Annotated in this window: 17 protein-coding genes and 2 pseudogenes; 9 read left to right on the top strand and 10 right to left on the bottom strand. The window is 72.2% G+C overall.

Annotated elements, in window-relative coordinates:
• Positions 1–13 precede the first annotated feature (13 nt).
• The 5 genes from FYW95_RS01725 to FYW95_RS01705 form a co-directional block, all read right to left on the bottom strand.
• Positions 14–916 (bottom strand): sugar ABC transporter permease, encoded by a 903-nt coding sequence (locus FYW95_RS01725; protein ID WP_159939875.1) that lies wholly within the window; start codon positions 914–916, stop codon positions 14–16.
• Positions 913–2,532, bottom strand: a complete 1,620-nt coding sequence (locus FYW95_RS01720; RefSeq protein ID WP_159939877.1) for an ABC transporter permease subunit — start codon at positions 2,530–2,532, stop codon at positions 913–915. Before FYW95_RS01720 ends, FYW95_RS01725 begins: the two co-directional genes overlap by 4 nt.
• On the bottom strand, positions 2,532–3,779 hold the full coding sequence (locus tag FYW95_RS01715) for a sugar ABC transporter substrate-binding protein (protein WP_159939878.1): 1,248 nt from the start codon (positions 3,777–3,779) through the stop codon (positions 2,532–2,534). Before FYW95_RS01715 ends, FYW95_RS01720 begins: the two co-directional genes overlap by 1 nt.
• Positions 3,780–4,046: 267 nt before the next feature.
• Positions 4,047–5,051: a sugar ABC transporter substrate-binding protein gene (locus tag FYW95_RS01710; protein WP_236567577.1), complete on the bottom strand. Its 1,005-nt coding sequence runs from the start codon at positions 5,049–5,051 to the stop codon at positions 4,047–4,049.
• A 26-nt stretch (positions 5,052–5,077) separates the two neighbouring features.
• On the bottom strand, positions 5,078–6,679 hold the full coding sequence (locus FYW95_RS01705; protein WP_159939882.1) for a glycoside hydrolase family 13 protein: 1,602 nt from the start codon (positions 6,677–6,679) through the stop codon (positions 5,078–5,080).
• A 97-nt stretch (positions 6,680–6,776) separates the two neighbouring features.
• Here FYW95_RS01705 and FYW95_RS01700 point away from each other — a divergent pair, with 97 nt between their 5' ends.
• Together FYW95_RS01700 and hemW are read left to right on the top strand one after the other, a co-directional pair.
• Entirely contained in the window at positions 6,777–7,856 is a 1,080-nt protein-coding gene (locus tag FYW95_RS01700) for a LacI family DNA-binding transcriptional regulator (protein WP_159939884.1), read from the top strand.
• A 164-nt stretch (positions 7,857–8,020) separates the two neighbouring features.
• The gene (gene hemW, locus FYW95_RS01695; RefSeq protein WP_159939886.1) at positions 8,021–9,253 is read left to right on the top strand and encodes a radical SAM family heme chaperone HemW; all 1,233 of its coding nucleotides are present in this window, start codon (positions 8,021–8,023) and stop codon (positions 9,251–9,253) included.
• A 93-nt stretch (positions 9,254–9,346) separates the two neighbouring features.
• Here hemW and FYW95_RS01690 read toward each other — a convergent pair whose 3' ends face one another.
• Entirely contained in the window at positions 9,347–10,033 is a 687-nt protein-coding gene (locus tag FYW95_RS01690) for a DUF4870 domain-containing protein (protein ID WP_159939888.1), read from the bottom strand.
• 47 nt (positions 10,034–10,080) lie between these two features.
• Positions 10,081–10,410 (bottom strand): DUF4870 domain-containing protein, encoded by a 330-nt coding sequence (locus FYW95_RS01685; RefSeq protein WP_159940066.1) that lies wholly within the window; start codon positions 10,408–10,410, stop codon positions 10,081–10,083.
• Between FYW95_RS01685 and FYW95_RS01680 the strand changes: the two genes are divergently transcribed.
• A complete protein-coding gene (locus FYW95_RS01680; protein WP_160049895.1) occupies positions 10,399–11,244 on the top strand; it encodes a hypothetical protein in 846 nt (281 codons plus the stop codon). The genes FYW95_RS01685 and FYW95_RS01680 overlap by 12 nt on opposite strands.
• Before the next feature lie 241 nt (positions 11,245–11,485).
• On the opposite strand, the gene FYW95_RS01675 is transcribed toward FYW95_RS01680, so the two are convergent.
• Positions 11,486–12,325: a DUF3097 domain-containing protein gene (locus FYW95_RS01675; RefSeq protein WP_159939892.1), complete on the bottom strand. Its 840-nt coding sequence runs from the start codon at positions 12,323–12,325 to the stop codon at positions 11,486–11,488.
• Between the two features lie 172 nt (positions 12,326–12,497).
• Here FYW95_RS01675 and hrcA point away from each other — a divergent pair, with 172 nt between their 5' ends.
• Genes hrcA through FYW95_RS01660 form a run of 3 tightly spaced genes read left to right on the top strand, consistent with a single transcriptional unit; the run spans position 12,498 to position 15,389 of the window.
• Positions 12,498–13,511 (top strand): heat-inducible transcriptional repressor HrcA, encoded by a 1,014-nt coding sequence (gene hrcA, locus FYW95_RS01670; protein WP_159939894.1) that lies wholly within the window; start codon positions 12,498–12,500, stop codon positions 13,509–13,511.
• Between the two features lie 4 nt (positions 13,512–13,515).
• Positions 13,516–14,655: a molecular chaperone DnaJ gene (dnaJ, locus tag FYW95_RS01665; protein ID WP_159939896.1), complete on the top strand. Its 1,140-nt coding sequence runs from the start codon at positions 13,516–13,518 to the stop codon at positions 14,653–14,655.
• On the top strand, positions 14,652–15,389 hold the full coding sequence (locus FYW95_RS01660) for a 16S rRNA (uracil(1498)-N(3))-methyltransferase (RefSeq protein ID WP_159939898.1): 738 nt from the start codon (positions 14,652–14,654) through the stop codon (positions 15,387–15,389). The genes dnaJ and FYW95_RS01660 overlap by 4 nt, the downstream gene beginning before the upstream one ends.
• 77 nt (positions 15,390–15,466) lie before the next feature.
• On the opposite strand, the gene FYW95_RS01655 is transcribed toward FYW95_RS01660, so the two are convergent.
• Together FYW95_RS01655 and FYW95_RS01650 are read right to left on the bottom strand one after the other, a co-directional pair.
• On the bottom strand, positions 15,467–16,198 hold the full coding sequence (locus FYW95_RS01655) for a hypothetical protein (RefSeq protein ID WP_159939900.1): 732 nt from the start codon (positions 16,196–16,198) through the stop codon (positions 15,467–15,469).
• Positions 16,195–16,725, bottom strand: coding sequence for a SigE family RNA polymerase sigma factor (locus FYW95_RS01650; RefSeq protein WP_159940068.1), 531 nt, complete (start codon positions 16,723–16,725; stop codon positions 16,195–16,197). The genes FYW95_RS01655 and FYW95_RS01650 overlap by 4 nt, the downstream gene beginning before the upstream one ends.
• A 318-nt stretch (positions 16,726–17,043) precedes the next feature.
• Here FYW95_RS01650 and FYW95_RS01645 point away from each other — a divergent pair, with 318 nt between their 5' ends.
• The 3 genes and pseudogenes from FYW95_RS01645 to FYW95_RS28780 all read left to right on the top strand — a co-directional run.
• Positions 17,044–17,394: a histidine triad nucleotide-binding protein gene (locus tag FYW95_RS01645; RefSeq protein ID WP_159939902.1), complete on the top strand. Its 351-nt coding sequence runs from the start codon at positions 17,044–17,046 to the stop codon at positions 17,392–17,394.
• 239 nt (positions 17,395–17,633) lie between these two features.
• Positions 17,634–18,332 (top strand): annotated as a pseudogene (locus FYW95_RS28785) (PhoH family protein); the annotation flags it as partial.
• Positions 18,321–19,148: pseudogene (locus FYW95_RS28780) on the top strand (LAGLIDADG family homing endonuclease); the annotation flags it as partial. The pseudogenes FYW95_RS28785 and FYW95_RS28780, both read left to right, overlap by 12 nt.
• Positions 19,149–19,350: the final 202 nt, after the last annotated feature.

The raw sequence follows: 19,350 nt of genomic DNA, 5'->3' as shown, positions 1-19,350 counted from the left end.
CCGGGCCGCGGCCTCAGCCCTTGACCGCTCCGGAGGTCAGGCCCTCGGTGATGTAGCGCTGCAGGAACCAGAACACCGCCAGCGTGGGCAGGGACAGCATGATGGCCCCCACCGCGAACATGCCGAAGTTGGCGTTGCGCTGCGAGGCCACCAGCTGGTACAGCCCCAGCCCCAGGGTCTTGGTTTCGGTGTCGCGCAGGAACACGCTCGCCATCAGGAACTCGTTGATGGTGGAGATGAATACCAGCAGGCCCACGATCGCCAGCACCGGGGTGACCAGCGGCAGCATGATGCGGAAGAAGACCTGTGCGTGCGAGGCCCCGTCCATCTGCGCCGACTCGTCCAGTTCCTTGGGCACCGTGTCGAAGAAGCCCTTCATCAGCCACGTGTTGATGCTCAGCGCGCCGCCCAGGTAGACCAGCAGCAGGCCCCAGCGGGTGTCGAAGCCGATCGCGGGGTAGTACTCGCCGATGTTGGTGAACATCAGGTAGATCGCCACGATCGCCAGGAACTGCGGGAACATCTGGATCACCAGCAACCCGATCAGCCCCACCCGGCGGCCCTTGAACCGCATCCGGCTGAAGGCGTAGGCCGCCAGCGCCGACAGCAGCACCGTGATCGCCGCGTTGCTCACCGCGAAGAACAGCGAGTTGCCGTACCAGGTGGCGAACGGGGTGTTCCGGAACAGGTCCGCCGCGTTGGCCAGGCTGGCCCCGGTCGGCCACAGCTGGGCGCTGGACAGGGTGCCCAGCGGGTTGAGCGCCGCGGAGACCACGAACAGCACCGGGAAGAGCGCGAAGGCCGCGACCAGCCACATCACGGCGTGGCGCCAGCCGAGCCGCTTCGCCCACAGGGCGAACCGCGTGGCCGCGCCGCGCCGGTGGGGCGCGCGTGCCGCGGGGGTGTCCACCGTCATCGGTCCACCTCCTGGAGGGCCTTGCTCCGGCTCAGGCTGACCACGGAGATCACCGAGACGATCACGAAGATCATCACCGACAGCGCGGCGGCGTACCCGTACTGGGCGGTGGCCTCGTTGAAGGCGAGCCGGTAGGTGTAGGTGATGAGCAGGTCGGTGGCCCCGGCCGTCGGGTTGTCCGGCGAGAAGGGGCCGCCCTTGCTGATCAGCCACACCGCGTTGAAGTTGTTGAAGTTGAACGCGAACGTCGCGATGAGGATCGGCGTCATCGCCACCATCAGCAGCGGCAGGGTGACGTTGCGGAAGGCCTGCCAGGGGCCCGCGCCGTCGATCTGCGCGGCCTGGCCCAGCTCGCGCGGGATGGCCTGGAGCGCTCCGGTGGCCACCAGGAACATGTACGGGTAGCCCAGCCACACGTTGGCCAGGATCACCGCGGCACGCGCGCTCCAGGCGTCCCCCAGCCAGTCCACCTGCAGGCCGAGCATCCGGTTGAACAGGCCGAAGTCGGTGTTGAACATGTCCCGCCACAGCAGGTACATGGCCAGGGAGCTCATGGCGTAGGGCAGCACCACCAGGATCCGGTAGAGCGCCCTGCCGCGCAGGCGGGGCACGTGCAGGGTCAGCGCCACGGCCAGGCCCACCACGAACACCAGGAAGGTCACGCTCGCCGCGAAGGCGACGTTCCACAGCAGGATGCCGAAGAAGGAGGAGGCGAAGGTCGGGTTCAGCAGGAAGCGGGCGAAGTTGTCCAGGCCCACGCCGACCTGCCAGCCCTGGGCCAGCCGCTCGCCCTCCTCGTTGTAGAAGGCGCCGCGCTCGTCGTCGGCGTGGTAGACCGCGCCCGACTCGGTGTCGGTGACACAGTCGCAGTCCTCGTCGTAGACGCGGGTCGCGCTGCCCTCGAAGGCGCTGGACAGGCCGCTGGAGCGGATGCCCGCGCCGCTGTCGGTGGGCACCGCGAACTCCTGGAGGTCGGCGCTGCGCGCGTTGACCTCGGCGGGCGTGAGGACCGTGTACCCGAAGGCGTCGGTGACCTTGCCCGAGGCCGGGTCGACCTCTGCTCCGGACAGCGTGTCCAGCCCCTCGGCGGTGCCCACGTAGGCCTCGTCCCCGGCGTCGGTGAGCAGGAAGGCCAGTTCGCCGGTCTCGGGGTCGCCCATGGTGGCGACGGTGAGCGTGTACTCCGGGGAGTCGGGGTCGCGGGTGACCGAGAAGGCCTCGATGGCCGCGATGGCCTGTTCCTTGTCTCCCCGGTGCCCGTCGCTGAGGTTGGTCACCGAGGTGCTCATCGTGTAGAGCACCGGCAGGATCTGGAAGGCGGTCAGGAAGAGCACGCCCGGCAGCAGGTACTTGGCCGGGACGGTGCGCCCGGACAGGTAGACCCAGTAGACCAGGCCGACCACGGCGACGACGAGGCCGATGCCCCACCAGTTGTCCGCCACGTACAGGGGCAGGACCGCCCACACCCCCAGGGCGGTGAACAGTCCCAGCAGTGCGGTCTTGAGCAGCTGTCCGCCCAGCGACCCGGTACCCGCGAAGCGGCCCGCGGGCAGGGGCGGACGGGCGGGCGCCCCCGGGGAGGGGGCGCCCTCGCTGTCGGTGTTGGAGGCCACCACTACTCGCCGATCTGTTCGGCGATCGTGTTGTGGGCCGCCTCCATGGCCTCACGGACGTCCTCGCCCGCCAGGGCCTGGGCCTGGGCCTGGCCCAGCGGCTCCCAGGTCTCGCCCATCTCGGGGATGGAGGGCATCGGCATGCCGTCGGCGCCGGCCTCGGCGATGGCGGCGATGTTGGGGTCGTCGGCCGAGACGCTCTCCAGGGCCTCGGACTGGACCGGGGTGCGCGGGTCGGCCTCGTAGAGGCTGAGGACGAACCCGGGGTCGGTGACGTAGTTGGTCACGAACTCCTGGGCCAGGGCGCTGTTGGCGCTGCCCTCGGTGACGAAGAAGGCCTGGTAGCCGATGTAGGGCCTGGCCGGACCGCCGTCCTCGAAGCCGGGGATGGGGCTGATCGCGTACTCCACGCCCGACTCGTTGGCGTCACCGATGTTCCACGGGCCCGCGACGAAGAACGGGGCGTCCTGCTCGTAGAAGAGCACGGCGTCGTTCTCGGTGTCGATGGAGCGGCGCAGGACGCCCTCGCCCTGCTCGCCGTACTCGGCGATCTTCTCCATGGCGGCGATGGACTCGTCGGAGCCCACGCCCAGGTCGGAGGGGTCCCAGGTGCCGGTGTCGTCCTGGCCGAACAGGTAGCCGCCCGCGGAGGTGAACAGGGCGTTCATGCGGAAGGGCTCACCCTCCTGGCCCACGGCCATGGCCAGCACCTCGCTGGTCTCGCCGTCCTCCTTGAGTCGTGTGCCGACCTCGACCAGTTCCTCGAAGGTCTCGGGGGCCTCCGGAACCAGCTCGCTGTTGCGCATGAGGAAGATGTTCTCCTGCGAGTACGGCACCCCGAAGAGCTGGCCGTCGAAGGAGAGCGCCTCCAGGGCGGTCTCGTCCACACCCGCGGCGCGGTCCTGGGGCAGCTCGACGGGCTGCACGGCGCCGTTGCGCACCAGGTTGCCGGTCCAGTCGTGGGCGCCGATGAAGACGTCCGGGGCGTTGCCCGCCTGGTGGGCGTTGAGCAGGTCGCCCTGGATGTCGTCGAAGGCCAAGCCCTGCACCTCGACCTCGATGCCGTTGGCCTCGGTGAACTCCTCGGCCGCGGCCTGGATCGCGTCGGCCCGCTCGGGGTCGGACCAGATGACGAGGGTGCCCTCGGCGGCGGTCCCGCCGCCCTCGTCGGCGCCGCCACCGCCGCAGGCGGTCGCCATCAGTGCGATCGCGGCGATGCCCGTGACCGCTGGTGCGCTGCGGAATCTCATGGTGTCTTCCTTCCGGGAGGCCGTGATGAGGAGGTCGCGCATGCGTGTCGTCGGTGGCCCCGGGGCCGGCTGGGGCATGCGTGGTGATGTGACGCTAGCAATAACTTGCAATCTTTGAAAGACTTTTCAGGTCGCTTGCATAAAGATGTGGAAACGCGGCGGAAACAGAAGGGTGACTTCCTGCTCTGTGTAGCCGCGGTGTGACCGATGGCTGATCACCCGGGGCGGACGCCGGTTGGGCGACACCGTGGAACGCGTCGTGGTCGGCTACTCGATACCGGCCCTGATCTGCGCCTCCGCCTCCGCCAGCGCCGCCGCCGGGTCCGCGTCGCCGATGATGTCCGCGCTGGCCTGACCGAACGGGCCCCACACCGCGTTCATCTCGGGGATGGCGGGCATGGGCACGCCGTCCCGCCCGGCGCGCTGGAAGGCCGCCAGGTCCGGATCCTGCTCCGCCACCTGTTCCAGGCCCGCCACCAGCGCCGGAACGCGCGGATCCGCGTCGTAGAGGGTCACCGAGAACTCCGGTTGGGCCACGAATCCGGCCGCGAGCTCCTCGGCCAGCCCGGGGGCCGAGGCGCCGGAGGAGACGAAGAAGGTCCGCACGCCCAACAGCGGACGGGCCGGGCCGCCGTCGGCGAAGGGCGGCACCGGACTGATCGCGTACGGCACCCCCGCCTGCTTGACCGACGCCATGTTCCAGGGCCCGGTGACGAAGAAGGGCGCGGCGCCCCCGGTGAAGAGCGCGGTGGCCCCGGCCGCGTCCGTCTCCCGGCCCAGCACCCCCGAGCCCGCCTCGCCCAGCCCCCGCAGCCGCTCGAAGGCCGCCACCGACTCCGGCGCCGCCACGCCCAGGTCGGCGGGGTCGGGGTCCCCCGACGCGTCCGCTCCGAACAGGTAGCCGCCGGCCGAGGTGAACAGGGGGTGGATGTGGTAGGCGTCGCCCTCCGGTCCCACCTGCAGGCTCAGCGCGCGCTCGGCCCGGCCCGCCCGCACCAGCTCCGTCCCCGCATCGACCAGCTCGTCGAAGGTCTCGGGGGCCTCCGGGGCCAGGTCGGTGTTGCGCAGCAGCGCCAGGTTCTCGGTGGCGTAGGGCACCCCGTACACGCGTCCCTCGTAGGTGACGGCCTCCAGCGAGCCCGGCGTGAACGCGCCGGCGTCCTCCGGGCCCAGTCCGCCGGGTACGCGTCCCGACGCCGCCCGGACCGCCTCCGGGTTCCCGGTGCCCAGGGCGTCCGGGGACCCGGGGCGGCCCCACGGCCTCGGCCGCACCGAAGGCCGTGGTGGCACCGGCGGCCTCAGCCGCGCAGCCACACCGCCGTCTCGGCGGGCAGGGCCAGGGTGCCCTCGGCCGGGGCCTCGACCGGGCCGCTGGCCACGAGCACCTCACCCGTGGCGGAGAGCTCCACCGGCGCGCCGGTGAGGTTGACCGCCACCCGCACGTCCGGCTCGCGCTCGAAGTACAGCACGCCCTCGGGCGCCTCCAGCCAGGTCATGGAGCCATCGCCGAGCGCGTCCAGCTCCCGGCGCAGGCCCAGCGCCCTGGTGTACATCTCCAGGGTCGAACCCGCCACGCCGCGCTGGGCGTCACGCGCCAGGGCGCCCCACCCCTCGGGCATCGGCAGCCACGGCACGCTGCCCTCGGGGCCGAAACCGTACGGGGAGTCCCCGTCCTCCCAGGGCAGCGGAACCCGGCAGCCGTCCCGGCCCCGCTCGGTGCGCCCGGAGCGCTCCCAGGTCGGGTCCTGCAACGCCTCCTCGGGCAGGTCGGTGACCTCGGGCAGCCCCAGCTCCTCGCCCTGGTACAGGTACACCGAACCGGGCAGGCCCAGCATCAGCAGCGTCGCCGCGCGCGCCCGGCGCAGCCCCTGCTCGCCGCCGCCGAAGCGGGTCACGTGCCGGGTCACGTCGTGGTTGGACAGTACCCAGGTGGTGGTCGCGCCCACCGCGCTGTTGGCGGCCAGGGAGCGGTCGATCACCTGGCGCAGCCGCCCGGCGTCCCAGGGGGCGGTCAGGTACTCGAAGTTGAACGCCTGGTGCAGCTCGTCCGGACGCAGGTAGCGGGCCACCCGGTCGGCGTCCTCCACCCACGCCTCCGCGACCAGGGCGCGGTCCCCGGGGTACTCGGCGGCGATCCGCGACCAGCGCCGGTAGATCTCGTGCACGCCGTCCTGGTCGAAGTAGGGCAGCGTGGTGCTGCCGTCGAGCAGGTCGGCCCTGGCGTCCTCGGCGATGTCGGGCAGTTCCGGGTCCTTGACCAGGCCGTGCGCGACGTCGATGCGGAAGCCGTCCACGCCCCGGTCCAGCCAGAAGCGCAGCACGTCGTCGAACTCGTCGTGCACGTCCCGGTGGGTCCAGTCGAAGTCGGGCTGCTCGGCGTCGAACAGGTGCAGGTACCACTGCTCGGGAGTGCCGTCGGGCCGCTTGAGGCGGGTCCAGGCCGGTCCGCCGAAGATCGACTTCCAGTTGTTCGGCGGCTCCTCCCCGTCGGGTCCGAGCCCGTCCCGGAAGACGTACCGCGAGCGGGCGGGGTCGCCCGGTTCGGCGGCCACGGCCTCGCGGAACCACCCGTGGGCGGAGGAGGAGTGGTTGGGCACCACGTCGATGATCACCCGGATACCCAGGTCGTGGGCGCTGGCCAGGAGGGCGTCGAAGTCCTCCAGGGTGCCGAAGCGCGGGTCCACGTCGCGGTAGTCGGCGACGTCGTAGCCGCCGTCGGCGAGGGGGGAGACGTAGAACGGGGTCAGCCAGATCGCGTCCACACCGAGCTCGGCCAGGTGGGGCAGGCGTTCGCGGATGCCGGCGAGGTCGCCCTCCCCGTCCCCGTTGGAGTCGGCGAAGCTGCGCACGTAGATCTGGTAGATGGCTGCTTCACGCCACCAGTGCGGCTGAGGCTCCATGAGCGGGGGTCCTTCCCTGTGGGCTACTGCAATTTCTTGCGCAAGATTACCGCCAACTTTCGGCCATGTGACGGTGATCTCGACTAGAGTTGCGCCCATGGGTCCACGACTTGCCGACATCGCGCGGCACGCAGGCGTCAGCGAGGCCACCGTCTCGCGGGTGCTCAACGACAAGCCGGGCGTCGGCAGCGACACCCGCAAGGCCGTCCTGACCGCCCTGGACGTACTCGGCTACGAACGCCCCGCCCGGCTGCGGCAGCGCTCGGCGGGACTGGTCGGCATGGTCATCCCCGAGCTGGAGAACCCGGTCTTCCCGATGTTCGCCCAGGCCGCGGAGGGAGCCCTCGCCCAGCGCGGGTACACGCCCGTGCTGTGCACGCAGACCCCCGGCGGGATAACCGAGGACGAGTACGTGGAGCTGCTCCTGGAGCGCAACGTCTCGGGCATCCTCTTCGTCTCCGGACGCCACGCCGACACCACCGCCTCCCACGAGCGCTACCACGCGCTGGTCTCGCGCCGGCTCCCCATCGTGCTCGTCAACGGGTTCGCCGACGCCATCCCCGCCGCGTTCATCTCCTGCGACGACCGCGAGGCGGGCCGCCTGGCCGTCAACCACCTCGTCGCCCTCGGCCACACCCGCATCGGCTTCACCAGCGGCCCAGAGCGCTACGTCCCGGTCCGCCGCAAGCTGGAGGGCTACCATCAGACCCTGGCCCAGCACGGCCTGGACGGCGGCGACCTCGTGGAGCTGTCCCTGTTCGGCGTGGAGGGCGGCCACGCCGCCGCCATGCGGCTGATCGACCGCGGCGTGACCGCCATGGTCTGCGGCTCGGACATGATGGCCCTGGGCGCCATCCGTGCCGCCCGCCAGCGCGGCCTGCGCGTCCCCCGGGACTTCTCGGTGGTCGGCTTCGACGACTCCCAGCTCATCGCCTTCACCGACCCGCCGCTGACCACCGTCCGCCAGCCGGTCAACGCCATGGCGCTGGCCGCCGTGCGCGCGCTGTGCGACGAGATCGCCGGGCACCCCGTCTCCCACAACGAGTACGTCTTCGACCCCGAACTGGTCGTGCGCGGCTCCACGGCCATCGCCCCCGCCAGGGACTCCGACCCCCTCACCCCGCAGACCGTCGAGGCCGCCCCCGCCGAGAGCCGCGCGAGCAGCCCCCGCGTCTGAGCCCGGCCCGGGTGCCGGGGCGCCCCGCGCGCTCCCGGCGCCCGCTCCCCGCCCTCCGGGGACGCGCCCGGGGCCCCTCCCCGCCCCGCGCCGGACGGAGGCGGGCACCGCTCCCGCGTTCGGGCACGTCCGGGGCACGCCGCCGGGTCGGCGACACTGGAACCATGCCTTCCGTTGCCCTCGACGGCGATCCCGTACCGAGCACCGGGGAACTGCCCGCGCCCTCCCTGGCCGAACTCGGCGACCGCCCCCTCGGGTTCTACGTCCACGTGCCCTTCTGCGTCACCCGCTGCGGCTACTGCGACTTCAACACCTACACGGCCGAGGAGCTCGTCTCGCGCGACGGCACCGCCACCGCCTCCCGCGACACCTACGCCGACCAGGCCGTCGCCGAGGTGGAGCTGGCCGACCGGGTCCTGGCCGGCGCGCGCCCGCCGGTGAGCACCGTCTTCGTCGGCGGAGGCACGCCCACCCTGCTGCCCGCCGAGGATTTGGGCCGCGTCGTCGCCGCGATCCGGGACCGCTTCGGGCTGACCCCGGACGCCGAGCTGACCACCGAGGCCAACCCCGAGACGGTCACCCCCGACTACCTGGAGCGGCTGCGCGCGGCGGGGTTCACCCGCGTCTCCTTCGGCATGCAGAGCGCCCGCCCGCACGTGCTCCGGGTCCTGGAACGCGGCCACACCCCCGGTCGCCCCGAGCAGTGCGTGGAGTGGGCGCGCGGAGCCGGGTTCGAGCACGTCAACCTCGACCTGATCTACGGCACCCCCGGCGAGGGCGACGACGACTGGCGGGCCTCGCTGGAGGCCGCGGTCGGCGCCGGCCCCGACCACGTCTCGGCCTACTCGCTCATCGTGGAGGAGGGCACCCGCCTGGCGGCCCGGGTCCGCCGCGGCGAGCTCACCGAGCCCGACGACGACACCATGGCCGACCGCTACCTCATGGCCGACGACATCCTCTCCGCGGCCGGGTACACCGCCTACGAGGTGTCCAACTGGGCGCGCACCGACCAGGGGCGCAGCAGGCACAACATGCTCTACTGGACCGGCGGCCACTGGTGGGGTGTGGGACCCGGCGCGCACAGCCACGTGGGCGGCACCCGCTGGTGGAACGTCAAGCACCCGGCCGCCTACGCCGCGCGCCTGGCCGCCGGGGACAGCCCCGGCCAGGCCCGTGAGGTGCTCACCGAGGAGGAGCGCCGCTTCGAGCGCGTGCTGCTGGAGTTGCGGGTGGAGCGGGGGTGCCCGCTGGACCTGCTGGAGCCGCACGGTCGCGCCGCGGCCGTGCGCGCCGTGGCCGAGGGGCTGCTGGACGCCGAAGCCCACGCGGCGGGCCGCGCCGTCCTCACCCGGCGCGGGCGGCTGCTCGCCGACGCCGTGGTGCGCGACCTCACCTGATCCCCCGCCGCCTCGCCGCGCCGCACCGGTCGCGCCTCGGAACGCGGCGAGGGGCCCGGCTTCCGTGTCCGGGCCCCTCGCGGTGCGCGGGTACTACTTGATCCAGCTGACGTTGAACGGGTAGCGGTACCACTCGCCCCGGTTGGCCGCCGTGCCGCCCAGGATGCCGAAGACGACGGCGACGATCGCGACGATGAGCCATGTCACCAAGCCGATGAGCAGGAAGGTCAGGACCCACGACACGACTATGCCGATGGTGATCAGCAGCTGGAAGTTCAGGGCCTGCGCCGCCTGGTCCCGGACGAACGGCGACTCGTCCTTCTTGAGCAGGTAGATGACCAGGGGGGCGACCCAGCCGAGCCCTCCGAAGACGAGGCTCACCAGGCCGCCGCCCAGGTGGGCGAACAGGCCCATCTGGCGTTCGCTCGCGTTGGGCTGGCCGGTCGTGGCCGAGGAGGGGCCGTACCCTGCCGGCGGGTAGCCGTAACCGCCCTGGGGCTGACCGTAGGGGCCCTGCTGGTGGGGCCCGCTCTGGTAACCGCCGGTCTGCTCCTGGTAACCGGGCTGGCCCGGCGGGTATCCCTGGCCCGGGTAACCGCCCCCAGGCTGCCCCGGGTGGCCGCCGTACTGCCCGGGTCCTCCGGGATGGCCCTCCCCGGGCTGGCCGGGATGGCCGCCCTGCTGGTGGCCGGGCTGGGAGGGGTAGCCGCCGGAGCCCTCTTGTCCGGGCTGCCGACCATGGCCGTAGGGCTCCTCGGGCGGGTTGGTGGGGTGGGACATCGTGGTTCCTTAGGTGCGGAAGCGCTCGGTCTGGGTGCGGGAGCGGATCACTTCAGCAGGCGGATGCTCACGGGGTAGCGGTACCACGTCCCCCTGTTCGCGCCGCTGGCCCCCATGACGCCGAACACGATGGCGACGATCCACGTCAGCGCGATCAGGAGGGAGCCGATCCAGGACACTCCCGGAAAGAAGATACCCAGGCCGATGAAGACCACCCATGAGAAGAGGTACGGAATCAGCAGGGTGATCTGGAAGTTCGCCGCCTCCGCCGCGTGGTGGCGCACGAACGGCGACTGGTTGCGCTTGGCGAAGTAGATGGCCAGCGGGGGGACCCATCCCAGGCAGGCGATCACGAAGCCGGACAGGTGGGCGAGCATGGCCACCAGCACGCCGCCGTCGCCCTGCTGCTGGGGCTGGGCGTAGGCCCCCGCCTGGCCCGGGGCGGCCGGGGGCTGCTGCCCGTACGGCTGCTGCGGCTGTCCCGGTTGCCCGTACCGCGGCTGCTGGGACTGTGCGTAACCGTACGGCTGCGGCTGGCCGTAGGGCTCCTGCTGACCGTACTGCGCGGCGTAGCCCTGGTGGGCGCCGGGGGGCTGGGCGTACCCCGGCTGGGCTCCGGAGGCCTGCCCGTAGCCGGGCTGCGGGGCGTGGGGCGACTGCGCCCCGGACGGCTGCCGCCCGTAGGCCCCCGGCTGTCCGTACCCCGGCTGCTGGGGCTGCTCGGGGGAACCCTCCGGAGGCGCGAAACCGGGCTGCTGCGGCTGTCCCGGTTGCCCGTACCGCGGCTGCGCGTAACCGTACTGCTGGGCCTGGCCCTGCTGCTGGCCGTGGTCCTGCGGGGGCTGCTGCGGCTGGCCGTACCCCCCCGGCTGGCCGTGCCCCTGCGGTTGGCCCTGGTGGGCGCCGGGGGGCTGGGCGTACCCCGGCTGGGCTCCGGAGGCCTGCCCGTAGCCGGGCTGGCCGCCGGTGGGGTGCTGCTCCTGCTGTCCGTAGCCGGGCTGCGGGGCGTGGGGCGACTGCGCCCCGGACGGCTGCCGCCCGTATCCGGGCTGGGGGCCCGAGGGCTCGCCGGGCTGCCCGCCGTGGTGCGGCCCCTGTCCTCGCTCCTGCGGTGCCTCCCGCCCGTTGTCCGGCTGCTGGTCCTGCTGGGGGTCCTCCGGGGACGGTGGGTTCGTCGGGGTCTCGCTCATGCTTTTCCTTGGCTCCGCTGATGAGGGGCGGTTCTTGTCCTACCGTGCCGTACCGACGACCGCGCGGGGCCGGAGGCGGGACCGCGGTGCCAGCGGCGCCGACACCCCGTTCCGGGCCAAATCCTAGGCCCCTGGCGTCCCACCGCGCGCGAAGCCGCACAGGCGGCGTGCCCGGGAGCGCGTCCGGCGGGACGGCCCGGGGTACCGCGCCGCCGGCCGTACCGGGGGCGCGCGACCCGGAGGGGGGAGCGCCGGGCGGGTCTCAGCGCTCCTCGGGGTGCGGCCCGGTGACGAAGTCGATCAGCTCCTCCACCCGGCCGAGCAGGGAGGGCTCCAGGTCGGCGTAGGTACGGACCGAACCGAGGATCCGGCGCCACGCCTCACCCGTCTCCATCCGCCACCCCAGGGCGCTCACGACCCCCTCCTTCCAGGGCAGCCCCCTGGGTACCTCCGGCCAGGCCTCGATCCCCACGGCGCGCGGTCGCACCGCCTGCCACACGTCCACGTAGGGGTGCCCCACCACCAGCACGTGCTCGCCGCGCACGCGTTCGGCGATCCGGGTCTCCTTGGAGCCCGGGACCAGGTGGTCGACCAGGACGCCGAGTCTGCGGCCGGGGCCGGGTGAGAAGTCCGCCACGATCGAGGGCAGGTCGTCCACCCCCTCCAGGAACTCCACGGCCACGCCCTCCACGCGCAGGTCGTGCCCCCAGACCTTCTCCACCAGTTCGGCGTCGTGGACGCCCTCCACGTAGATCCGGCTCTCCCGGGCGGTACGTGCGCGCGCGTCCGGAACCGCCACCGACCCCGAGGCGCTGCGCAGCGGGCCCCGCGGGGCCGCGGAGGGCCGCACCAGCGTGACCGGCGCGCCGTCGACCAGGAAAGCGGCCGGACCGAGGTCGAAGACCCGGCGGCGCCCGTGCCGGTCCTCCAGGGTCACGGTCGCCTTGTCCCAGGCCACCACCGCCCCGCAGAAGGCTTCTTCGGCGTCCTCCGCGACCAGGCCCCGGGCCAGCGGTACCTCGGGCACGGACCCCTTCCTCGGCAGGCGCCAGTCCCCGGCGAGCACGTTCCGGCCGTAACGGTCGGTTCCCTTGGTTGCCACGGTCGTGCAGTCTACTGGTGGGGCACTCCCGGACGCGGTCGGTCGCGGCGCGCGCCGCGACCGGGGTGGGAGGGGGCCGTCCCCGTGTGGTACTACCCGTGGGTAGCCTTCGGGGTTTGCGCCCGGGCATAGAATTAGCACTGAGGACCATGGAGTGCCAGGAGGTGGCGAGTTGCTGGATGAGCGCAAGCTCGCGGTCCTGCGTGCCGTCGTCGAGGACTTCGTCAACACCAACGAACCCGTGGGGTCCAAGGCCCTGGCTGACCGGCACAGGCTCGGTGTCTCCCCGGCGACCATCCGCAACGACATGGTCGCGCTGGAGGAGGACGGCTACATCACCCAGCCGCACACGAGTGCGGGCCGGGTGCCCACGGACAAGGGGTACCGGCTCTTCGTGGACCGGCTCTCCTCGGTCAAGCCCCTCTCACCCGCCGAACGGCGCGCCATCGAGTCCTTCCTCAACGGCGCCGTCGACCTCGACGAGATCGTCGCCCGCACCGTACGGCTGCTCGCGCAGCTCACCCGGCAGGTCGCGATCGTGCAGTACCCCTCGCTGACCCGTTCCTCGGTACAGCACGTGGAACTGGTCCCGCTGGGCGGCCAGCGGGTCATGATGGTCGTGATCACCAACACCGGGCGGGTCGAACAACGCGTCATCGACGGCCTGGGAGAGGTCAACGAGGCCGCCGTCAACGACCTGCGCTCCATGCTCAACCGGGCCATCGCCGGGCTCCACCTCGGTGACGTGCCCGACGCGGTCGAGGACCTGCCTTCCCAGGTCCCGCCCGAACACCGCCAGGTGGCGGTGTCGGTGCTCTCCGTCCTGCTGGAGAGCCTCGTCGAACGGCACGAGGAGAAGATCGTCCTCGCCGGGACGGCCAACCTCGCCGCCGTCGACTTCGCAGCCAGCCTCCGGGACGTCCTGGAGGCGCTGGAAGAGAACATGGTCCTCATCCGTTTGCTGGGGGAGGCGAAGGACCCGTCGATGCTCACGGTGCGCATCGGCGCGGAGAACTTCCACGAGGGCCTGAGGTCCACCTCCGTCGTCTCGGCCGACTACGGTGTGGGAAACCAGTCGCTCGCCAAGATCGGAGTGGTGGGACCCACCCGGATGGACTACCCGGGAACGATGGGAGCGGTACGCGCCGTGGCTCGGTACATCGGACAGATTTTGGCAGGACAGTAGCTCAGTGGCCAGAGACTATTACCAGGTCCTCGGAGTGCGTCGTGACGCCTCGAAGGACGAGATCAAGAAGGCCTACCGGCGGCTCGCGCGCGAGCTGCACCCGGACGTCAACCCGGACCCCGCGACCCAGGAGCGGTTCAAGGAGGTGACCCAGGCCTACGAGGTCCTCTCCGACGAGAACAAGCGTCGGATGTTCGACATGGGCCAGGACCCCTACGCCCCCGGTGGCGGCGGCGCCGGAGGGTTCGGCGGCGCGGGCGGGTTCGCCTTCGACGACATCATGAACGCCTTCTTCGGCGGCGGGCAGCCCGGTGGCCGGGGCCCGCGCGAGCGGGTCCGCCGCGGCCGCAGCATCAAGATCCGCGTCGAACTGGACCTGGTGGAGACCGCGTTCGGGGTCAGCAAGGAGATCACCTTCCCCACCGCCATCCTGTGCGAGACCTGCCAGGGCGAGGGGACCGCGGCCGGTTCGCACCGCACCACCTGCGAGATGTGCCACGGCCAGGGGGAGGTCTCCCAGGTCACCCGCTCCTTCCTCGGCCAGGTCATGACCTCGCGCCCCTGCCCGCAGTGCTCGGGTCAGGGGACGGTCATCACCAACCCCTGCGGCGACTGCGCGGGCGAGGGCCGGGTTCGCGAGAAGGTCACCCGGACCGTCAAGATCCCCGCGGGCGTGGACGACGGCACCCGCATCCAGCTCGCCGGTGAGGGCGAGGTCGGCCCCAACGGCGGGCCGCGCGGCGACATCATCCTGGAGATCATCCAGCGCCCGCACCCCACCTTCGAGCGCCGCGGCGACGACCTGCACTGCACGGTCACCGTCCCCATGACGGCCGCCGCGCTGGGCGCCTCCTTCGCCTTCGACACCCTGGACGGCACCGAGAACATCGACCTGCGCCCGGGAACCAACTCCGGCCACGTCATCACCCTGCCCGGCAAGGGCGTCACCCACCTCGACGGCGGCGGCCGGGGCGATCTGCGCATCCGCGTCGACGTGGAGACCCCGAGCCGACTCGACGAGGAGCAGGAGGCGCTGCTGCGCAAGTTCGCCGAACTGCGCGGCGAGGACCAGAACCCGGGCCGCTTCAGTCCGGGGCACGGCGGTTTCTTCTCCAAGATCCGCGACGCCTTCGGCGCCAAGTGACCCCGCCGGTCTTCCTCGTCGAGACCGCCGACCTGGCGGCCGACCGGGTGACGGTGGGCGGCGCCGAGGGCCGCCACGCCGCCGTGGTGCGGCGCATCCGCGAGGGCGAGACCGTCGACCTGTCCGACGGCCTCGGCCTGCGCGTGCGCTGCACGGTGGCCGCCGTGGCCAAGGACCACGTCGTCTGCGCGGTGGTGGAGCGCCGGGAGGAGCCCGCGCCCCGTCCCCGCCTGACCGTGGTCCAGGCCCTCCCCAAGGGCGACCGGGGCGAGCTGGCCGTGGAGATGATGACCGAGGCCGGGGTGGACGCGGTCGTGCCCTGGGCGGCGGAGCGCTGTGTCACCCGCTGGAGGGGCGAACGGGCCGCCAAGGCCCTGGCCAGGTGGCGCGCCACCGCTCGCGAGGCGGCCAAGCAGGCCCGCCGCGTCCGCCTCCCCGAGGTCGCCGGCCTCGCGGACCGCGCCGAGGTCGCCGGACTGCTGGCCGGGGCCGATCTGGGGGTCGTGCTGCACGAGGACGCCGAGGCCCGCCTGGCCTCGATGGAGCTGCCCCGCACCGGGGACGCGGAAATCGTCCTGGTCGTGGGGCCCGAGGGCGGCTTCTCCGAGGCCGAACTCGACGCGTTCACCGCCGCCGGGGCGGTCCGGGCCCTGTTGGGGGACAGCGTGCTGCGCACCTCCACCGCCGGGCTGGCCGCGCTGTCGGTGCTTCAGGCGCGCACCGGCCGCTGGTAGGGCCGCCGCCGGTCGGGGCCCGCACCCGCGGCGGCGCGGGCGGACGGGCGTTCCCGAGGTGCGCCCCCGCGCGCGCGTCAGTTCTCGGACTTGGTGGTGGTGCCGTCACCGGTGGTGGTGCCGCCACCGCTCTCACCGGTCTCCTCACGGCCGCCCTCGCCGGCACCGGAACCGGTGTCGCCGCCGGAACCGTCGCCGGCGCCGCCCGTGCCGCCGCTGCCGCCGTCACCGCCACCGGTGCCGGTGCTGGGCTCGCCCGTCGGCTCGCAGCCCTCCTCGGCGGACTCCGCGTCCTCCTCGGCGCCGCCCGCCGGGGCGGAGGGATCGTCGCGGGAGGCCGCCGGGCACGTGGGGGTCGCCTCCGGGTCCTCCTGGACGGCGGTGGAGCCCTCCTCGGAGGGTTCGGGACTGGGCGGGGTCGCCGGGTCCGGCGGGGGCGGCTGCTCCTGCTGGGCCTGGCCGGGGGCGGAGTCCGTGGAGGACGTGGACGGGACCACACCGCCGTCCGGGACCTCCTCGGGCGGTGTGCCCTGGCGGTCGGCGCCCGCGGGCACGATCTCCAGAACCTGGTCGCGTACCTGCGGGCTGGACATGATCACCGAGGCGGCGATCAGTCCGGCTCCCGCCACCGCCAGGGCGGGGCGCAGCCAGGGCAGTCCGAACCAGATCGATCCGCGGTTGCGCTCAGTGCGCTCGCGGATGAGGTTCAGCGCCTCGGGCGAGGTGGTGACCGTGTCGGCCTCGGCCTTGAGTAGCTGGCGAAGCTGCTCCTCGAACGGATCGTTCGTCGGGTTTGTCGGGGTGGTCATGTCGTCTGCTCCAGAACAGAGCGGAGCGCGGAGATACCGCGGGACGTGTGGCTCTTCACCGCGCCCCGGCTGATTCCCATGGCGTCCGCGATCTGCGCCTCGGACAGGTCGCCGTAGTACCGGAGCACGATGGCCTCTCGCTGACGGGTGGGTAGTTTGCGCAGGGCGCGGATGACCGCCTCGCGCTCCAACAGGTTCAGGGCGCCGTGTTCGGCGCTGGGGGCGTCGGGCAGGGCCTTGGGCGCGTGCTTTTCCACAACCGCCCTGTGACGGAGCACGGACCTGGCCTTGTTCACCACGGCCTGGCGGAGGTAGGACAGGGCCTTGTTCGGGTCGCGCAGGCGGCGCCAGGCGCCGTGCATGGCGACGAACGAGTCCTGGACGACCTCTTCCGCGGTCGCGTGGTCTCGGACGAGCAGGGCGGCGAGACGGACGAGCGGACGGTAGTGCTCCCGGTAGAGCTCCGTCACCGCGTGGTCGGCGTCCCACTCCACCGAGAGCGGGGCCGTGGCGGCTCCGGCCACCATCGTTTCTGTCGTCACATCAGTTCGACGCACACCCTTGTCGCGGGGTTTACGAAAGGGCATACCTCTTCTTTTCCGGGTAGACGTGCGTTTCCATCCGAACACGCGGGAACTCGGCCGGGGCCGGACGGAGCCGACGACCTGACGCGCACGGATGGAAAGCGTATCGCGGCTGGAACCCGGACCAACGCCGAACCGGCTTCCAGAAGATTACGAAAAGACCGCCTTGGGGCCTACGTCCGCGGCCGACCTGCGGCATCATGGTCCCGGACAATCCCGAGACGGCGACCGCCCCGGCGGTCGCGGACGGAAAGGTTCCCGATGGCCCAGGACGACTGCCTCTTCTGCAAGATCGCGAAGGGGGAGGTGCCCGCCGAGATCGTCCGCGAGAGCGAACGCACCGTGGCCTTTCGCGACATCAACCCCCAGGCGCCCACGCACGTTCTGATCATCCCCCGTGAGCACTACCCCAACGCCGCCGAGGCCGCGGCCGCCGACACCGGGCTGCTCGACGAGATCGTCCGGGAGGCGCACGAGGTGGCGGCCGAGGAGGACGTCGCCGACCTCGGGTACCGGCTGGTCTTCAACACCGGCAGCGGTGCCGGGCAGACGGTCTTCCACCTGCACGGGCACCTGCTCGGCGGGCGCGGGCTGAACTGGCCCCCCGGGTAGGCGCCGGGGCCGCCCCGGCGGTCTCTCCCCGCCCGTGATAACCGATCGAGCGGGGAGGGGGCGCCTTGGTAGACTAGTGACCGTGGGCTTCGAGGGTTCGGTGTGACCTCTGGGAACACCGGCGAGGAGCCTGGCCCGGCGCCGTTCTCCGAGCGCCGGGAACCGTCCACGAGGTGCACCGCCCGCGACGCGGGCCGGTGCCCGATGAAGGGTAGGGGCAGCGGCCGCCAGGCCACACCATGTCCGAGACAACGCACACGCACCCGCCGCGGGACACACAGGTCAAGGTCGTGGTGCCCGACGAGCACACGATGATCAGCCTGCTCGGCTCGGGGGACGAACTCCTCAGGGCGTTGGAGCGGGCCTTCGAGAGCGACATCCACGTCCGTGGCAACGAGTTCACCATCAGCGGCAGCCCCGAGGAGACCGCGGTCGTGGTCCGCCTCGTCGAGGAGCTGATCGAACTCGCCAAGAGCGGCACCCACGTCACCCCCGACACCATCGGGCGCATGATCCACATGCTGCGCTCGCCCGGTACCGAGCGCCCCGCGGACGTGCTCACCACCAACATCCTGTCCAACCGGGGCAGGACGATCCGGCCCAAGACGCTGAACCAGAAGCGCTACGTCGACACCATCGACCGGCGCACCGTGGTGTTCGGCATCGGTCCCGCGGGCACCGGCAAGACCTACCTGGCCATGGCCAAGGCGGTCAAGGCGCTCCAGGACAAGGAGGTCAACCGGATCATCCTCACCCGCCCCGCGGTCGAGGCCGGTGAGCGCCTGGGCTTCCTGCCCGGCACCCTCTACGACAAGATCGACCCCTACCTGCGCCCGCTCTACGACGCCCTGCACGACATGCTCGACCCCGACTCCATCCCCAAGCTGATGGCGGCCGGGACCATCGAGGTCGCACCCCTGGCGTACATGCGCGGCCGGGCGCAGCCGGTGCACACCAACGTCCTGACACCGGAGGGCTTCCGGCCCATCGGTGACCTGAGGGTCGGCGATCTGGTCGTCGGGTCCGACGGTGAACCGACCCCGGTCCTGGGGGTCTACCCGCAGGGCCCCAAGGCGGTCTACCGGCTCACCGCGCAGGACGGGTCCTCGACCCTGTGCTCGGAGGACCACCTGTGGTCCGTGCGCACCCGCGACGACACCAGACGGGGCAGGCCTCACCGGGTGCTCACGGCCAAGGAGATCCTCCAGAGCGGCCTGCGCAGCTCCCACTACCGCAAGTACGAGCTTCCCCTGCTCAGCCGGCCCGTGGAGTTCCCCGCGAGGGAGGTTCCCATGGACGCCTACGCGCTCGGCCTGTTGCTGGGCGACGGGTGCCTCACGGGTTCGACGACGCCGAGCTTCTCCACGGAGGACCCCGAGCTCGCCGAGGCCCTGGAGGCGCTCGTTCCCGGTGTCCGGGTCAACTGGAAGGCGGGACCGGACTACGTCGTCAACCGCGTACGGCAGCCCGGCGACGTCATCACCATCGCCAACCCGGTGACCGCGGTCATGCGGGAGCTCGGCCTGTGCGGGACCACCTCGGCGACGAAGTTCGTTCCGGAACCGTACCTGTACAACTCCGCCGAGGTGCGCCTCGCGCTCCTGCAGGGTCTCCTGGACTCGGACGGCGGACCCGTCTCCCAGAACGGTCGCACCTGCCGGATCCAGTACAGAACCGCCTCGCCGGGGCTGGCGTCCGCGGTGCGGTTCCTGGTCCAGTCCCTGGGCGGTGTCGTGTACACGCGTACACGTGGGTCCGAGGGCAGGGCGCCGGGTCTGGCCCGCGGCAGGCAGGTGTTCCACCGCCACGACACCCACGTCCTCGACCTGCGGCTGCCGGAGGGCGTCGAGCCCTTCCGGCTCGGGCGCAAGCGGGACAGGTACGAGGCCACCGGTGGCGGCCGTCCGATGCGCTTCATCGACTCCATCGAGCCCGCGGGGACCGAGGAGTGCGTCT

The organism is Nocardiopsis sp. FR4 (assembly GCF_009830945.1).
Lineage (GTDB): Bacteria > Actinomycetota > Actinomycetes > Streptosporangiales > Streptosporangiaceae > Nocardiopsis.
Note: the sequence above shows the minus strand (reverse complement) of the source record. Positions and strands in the feature narration are given on the sequence as shown.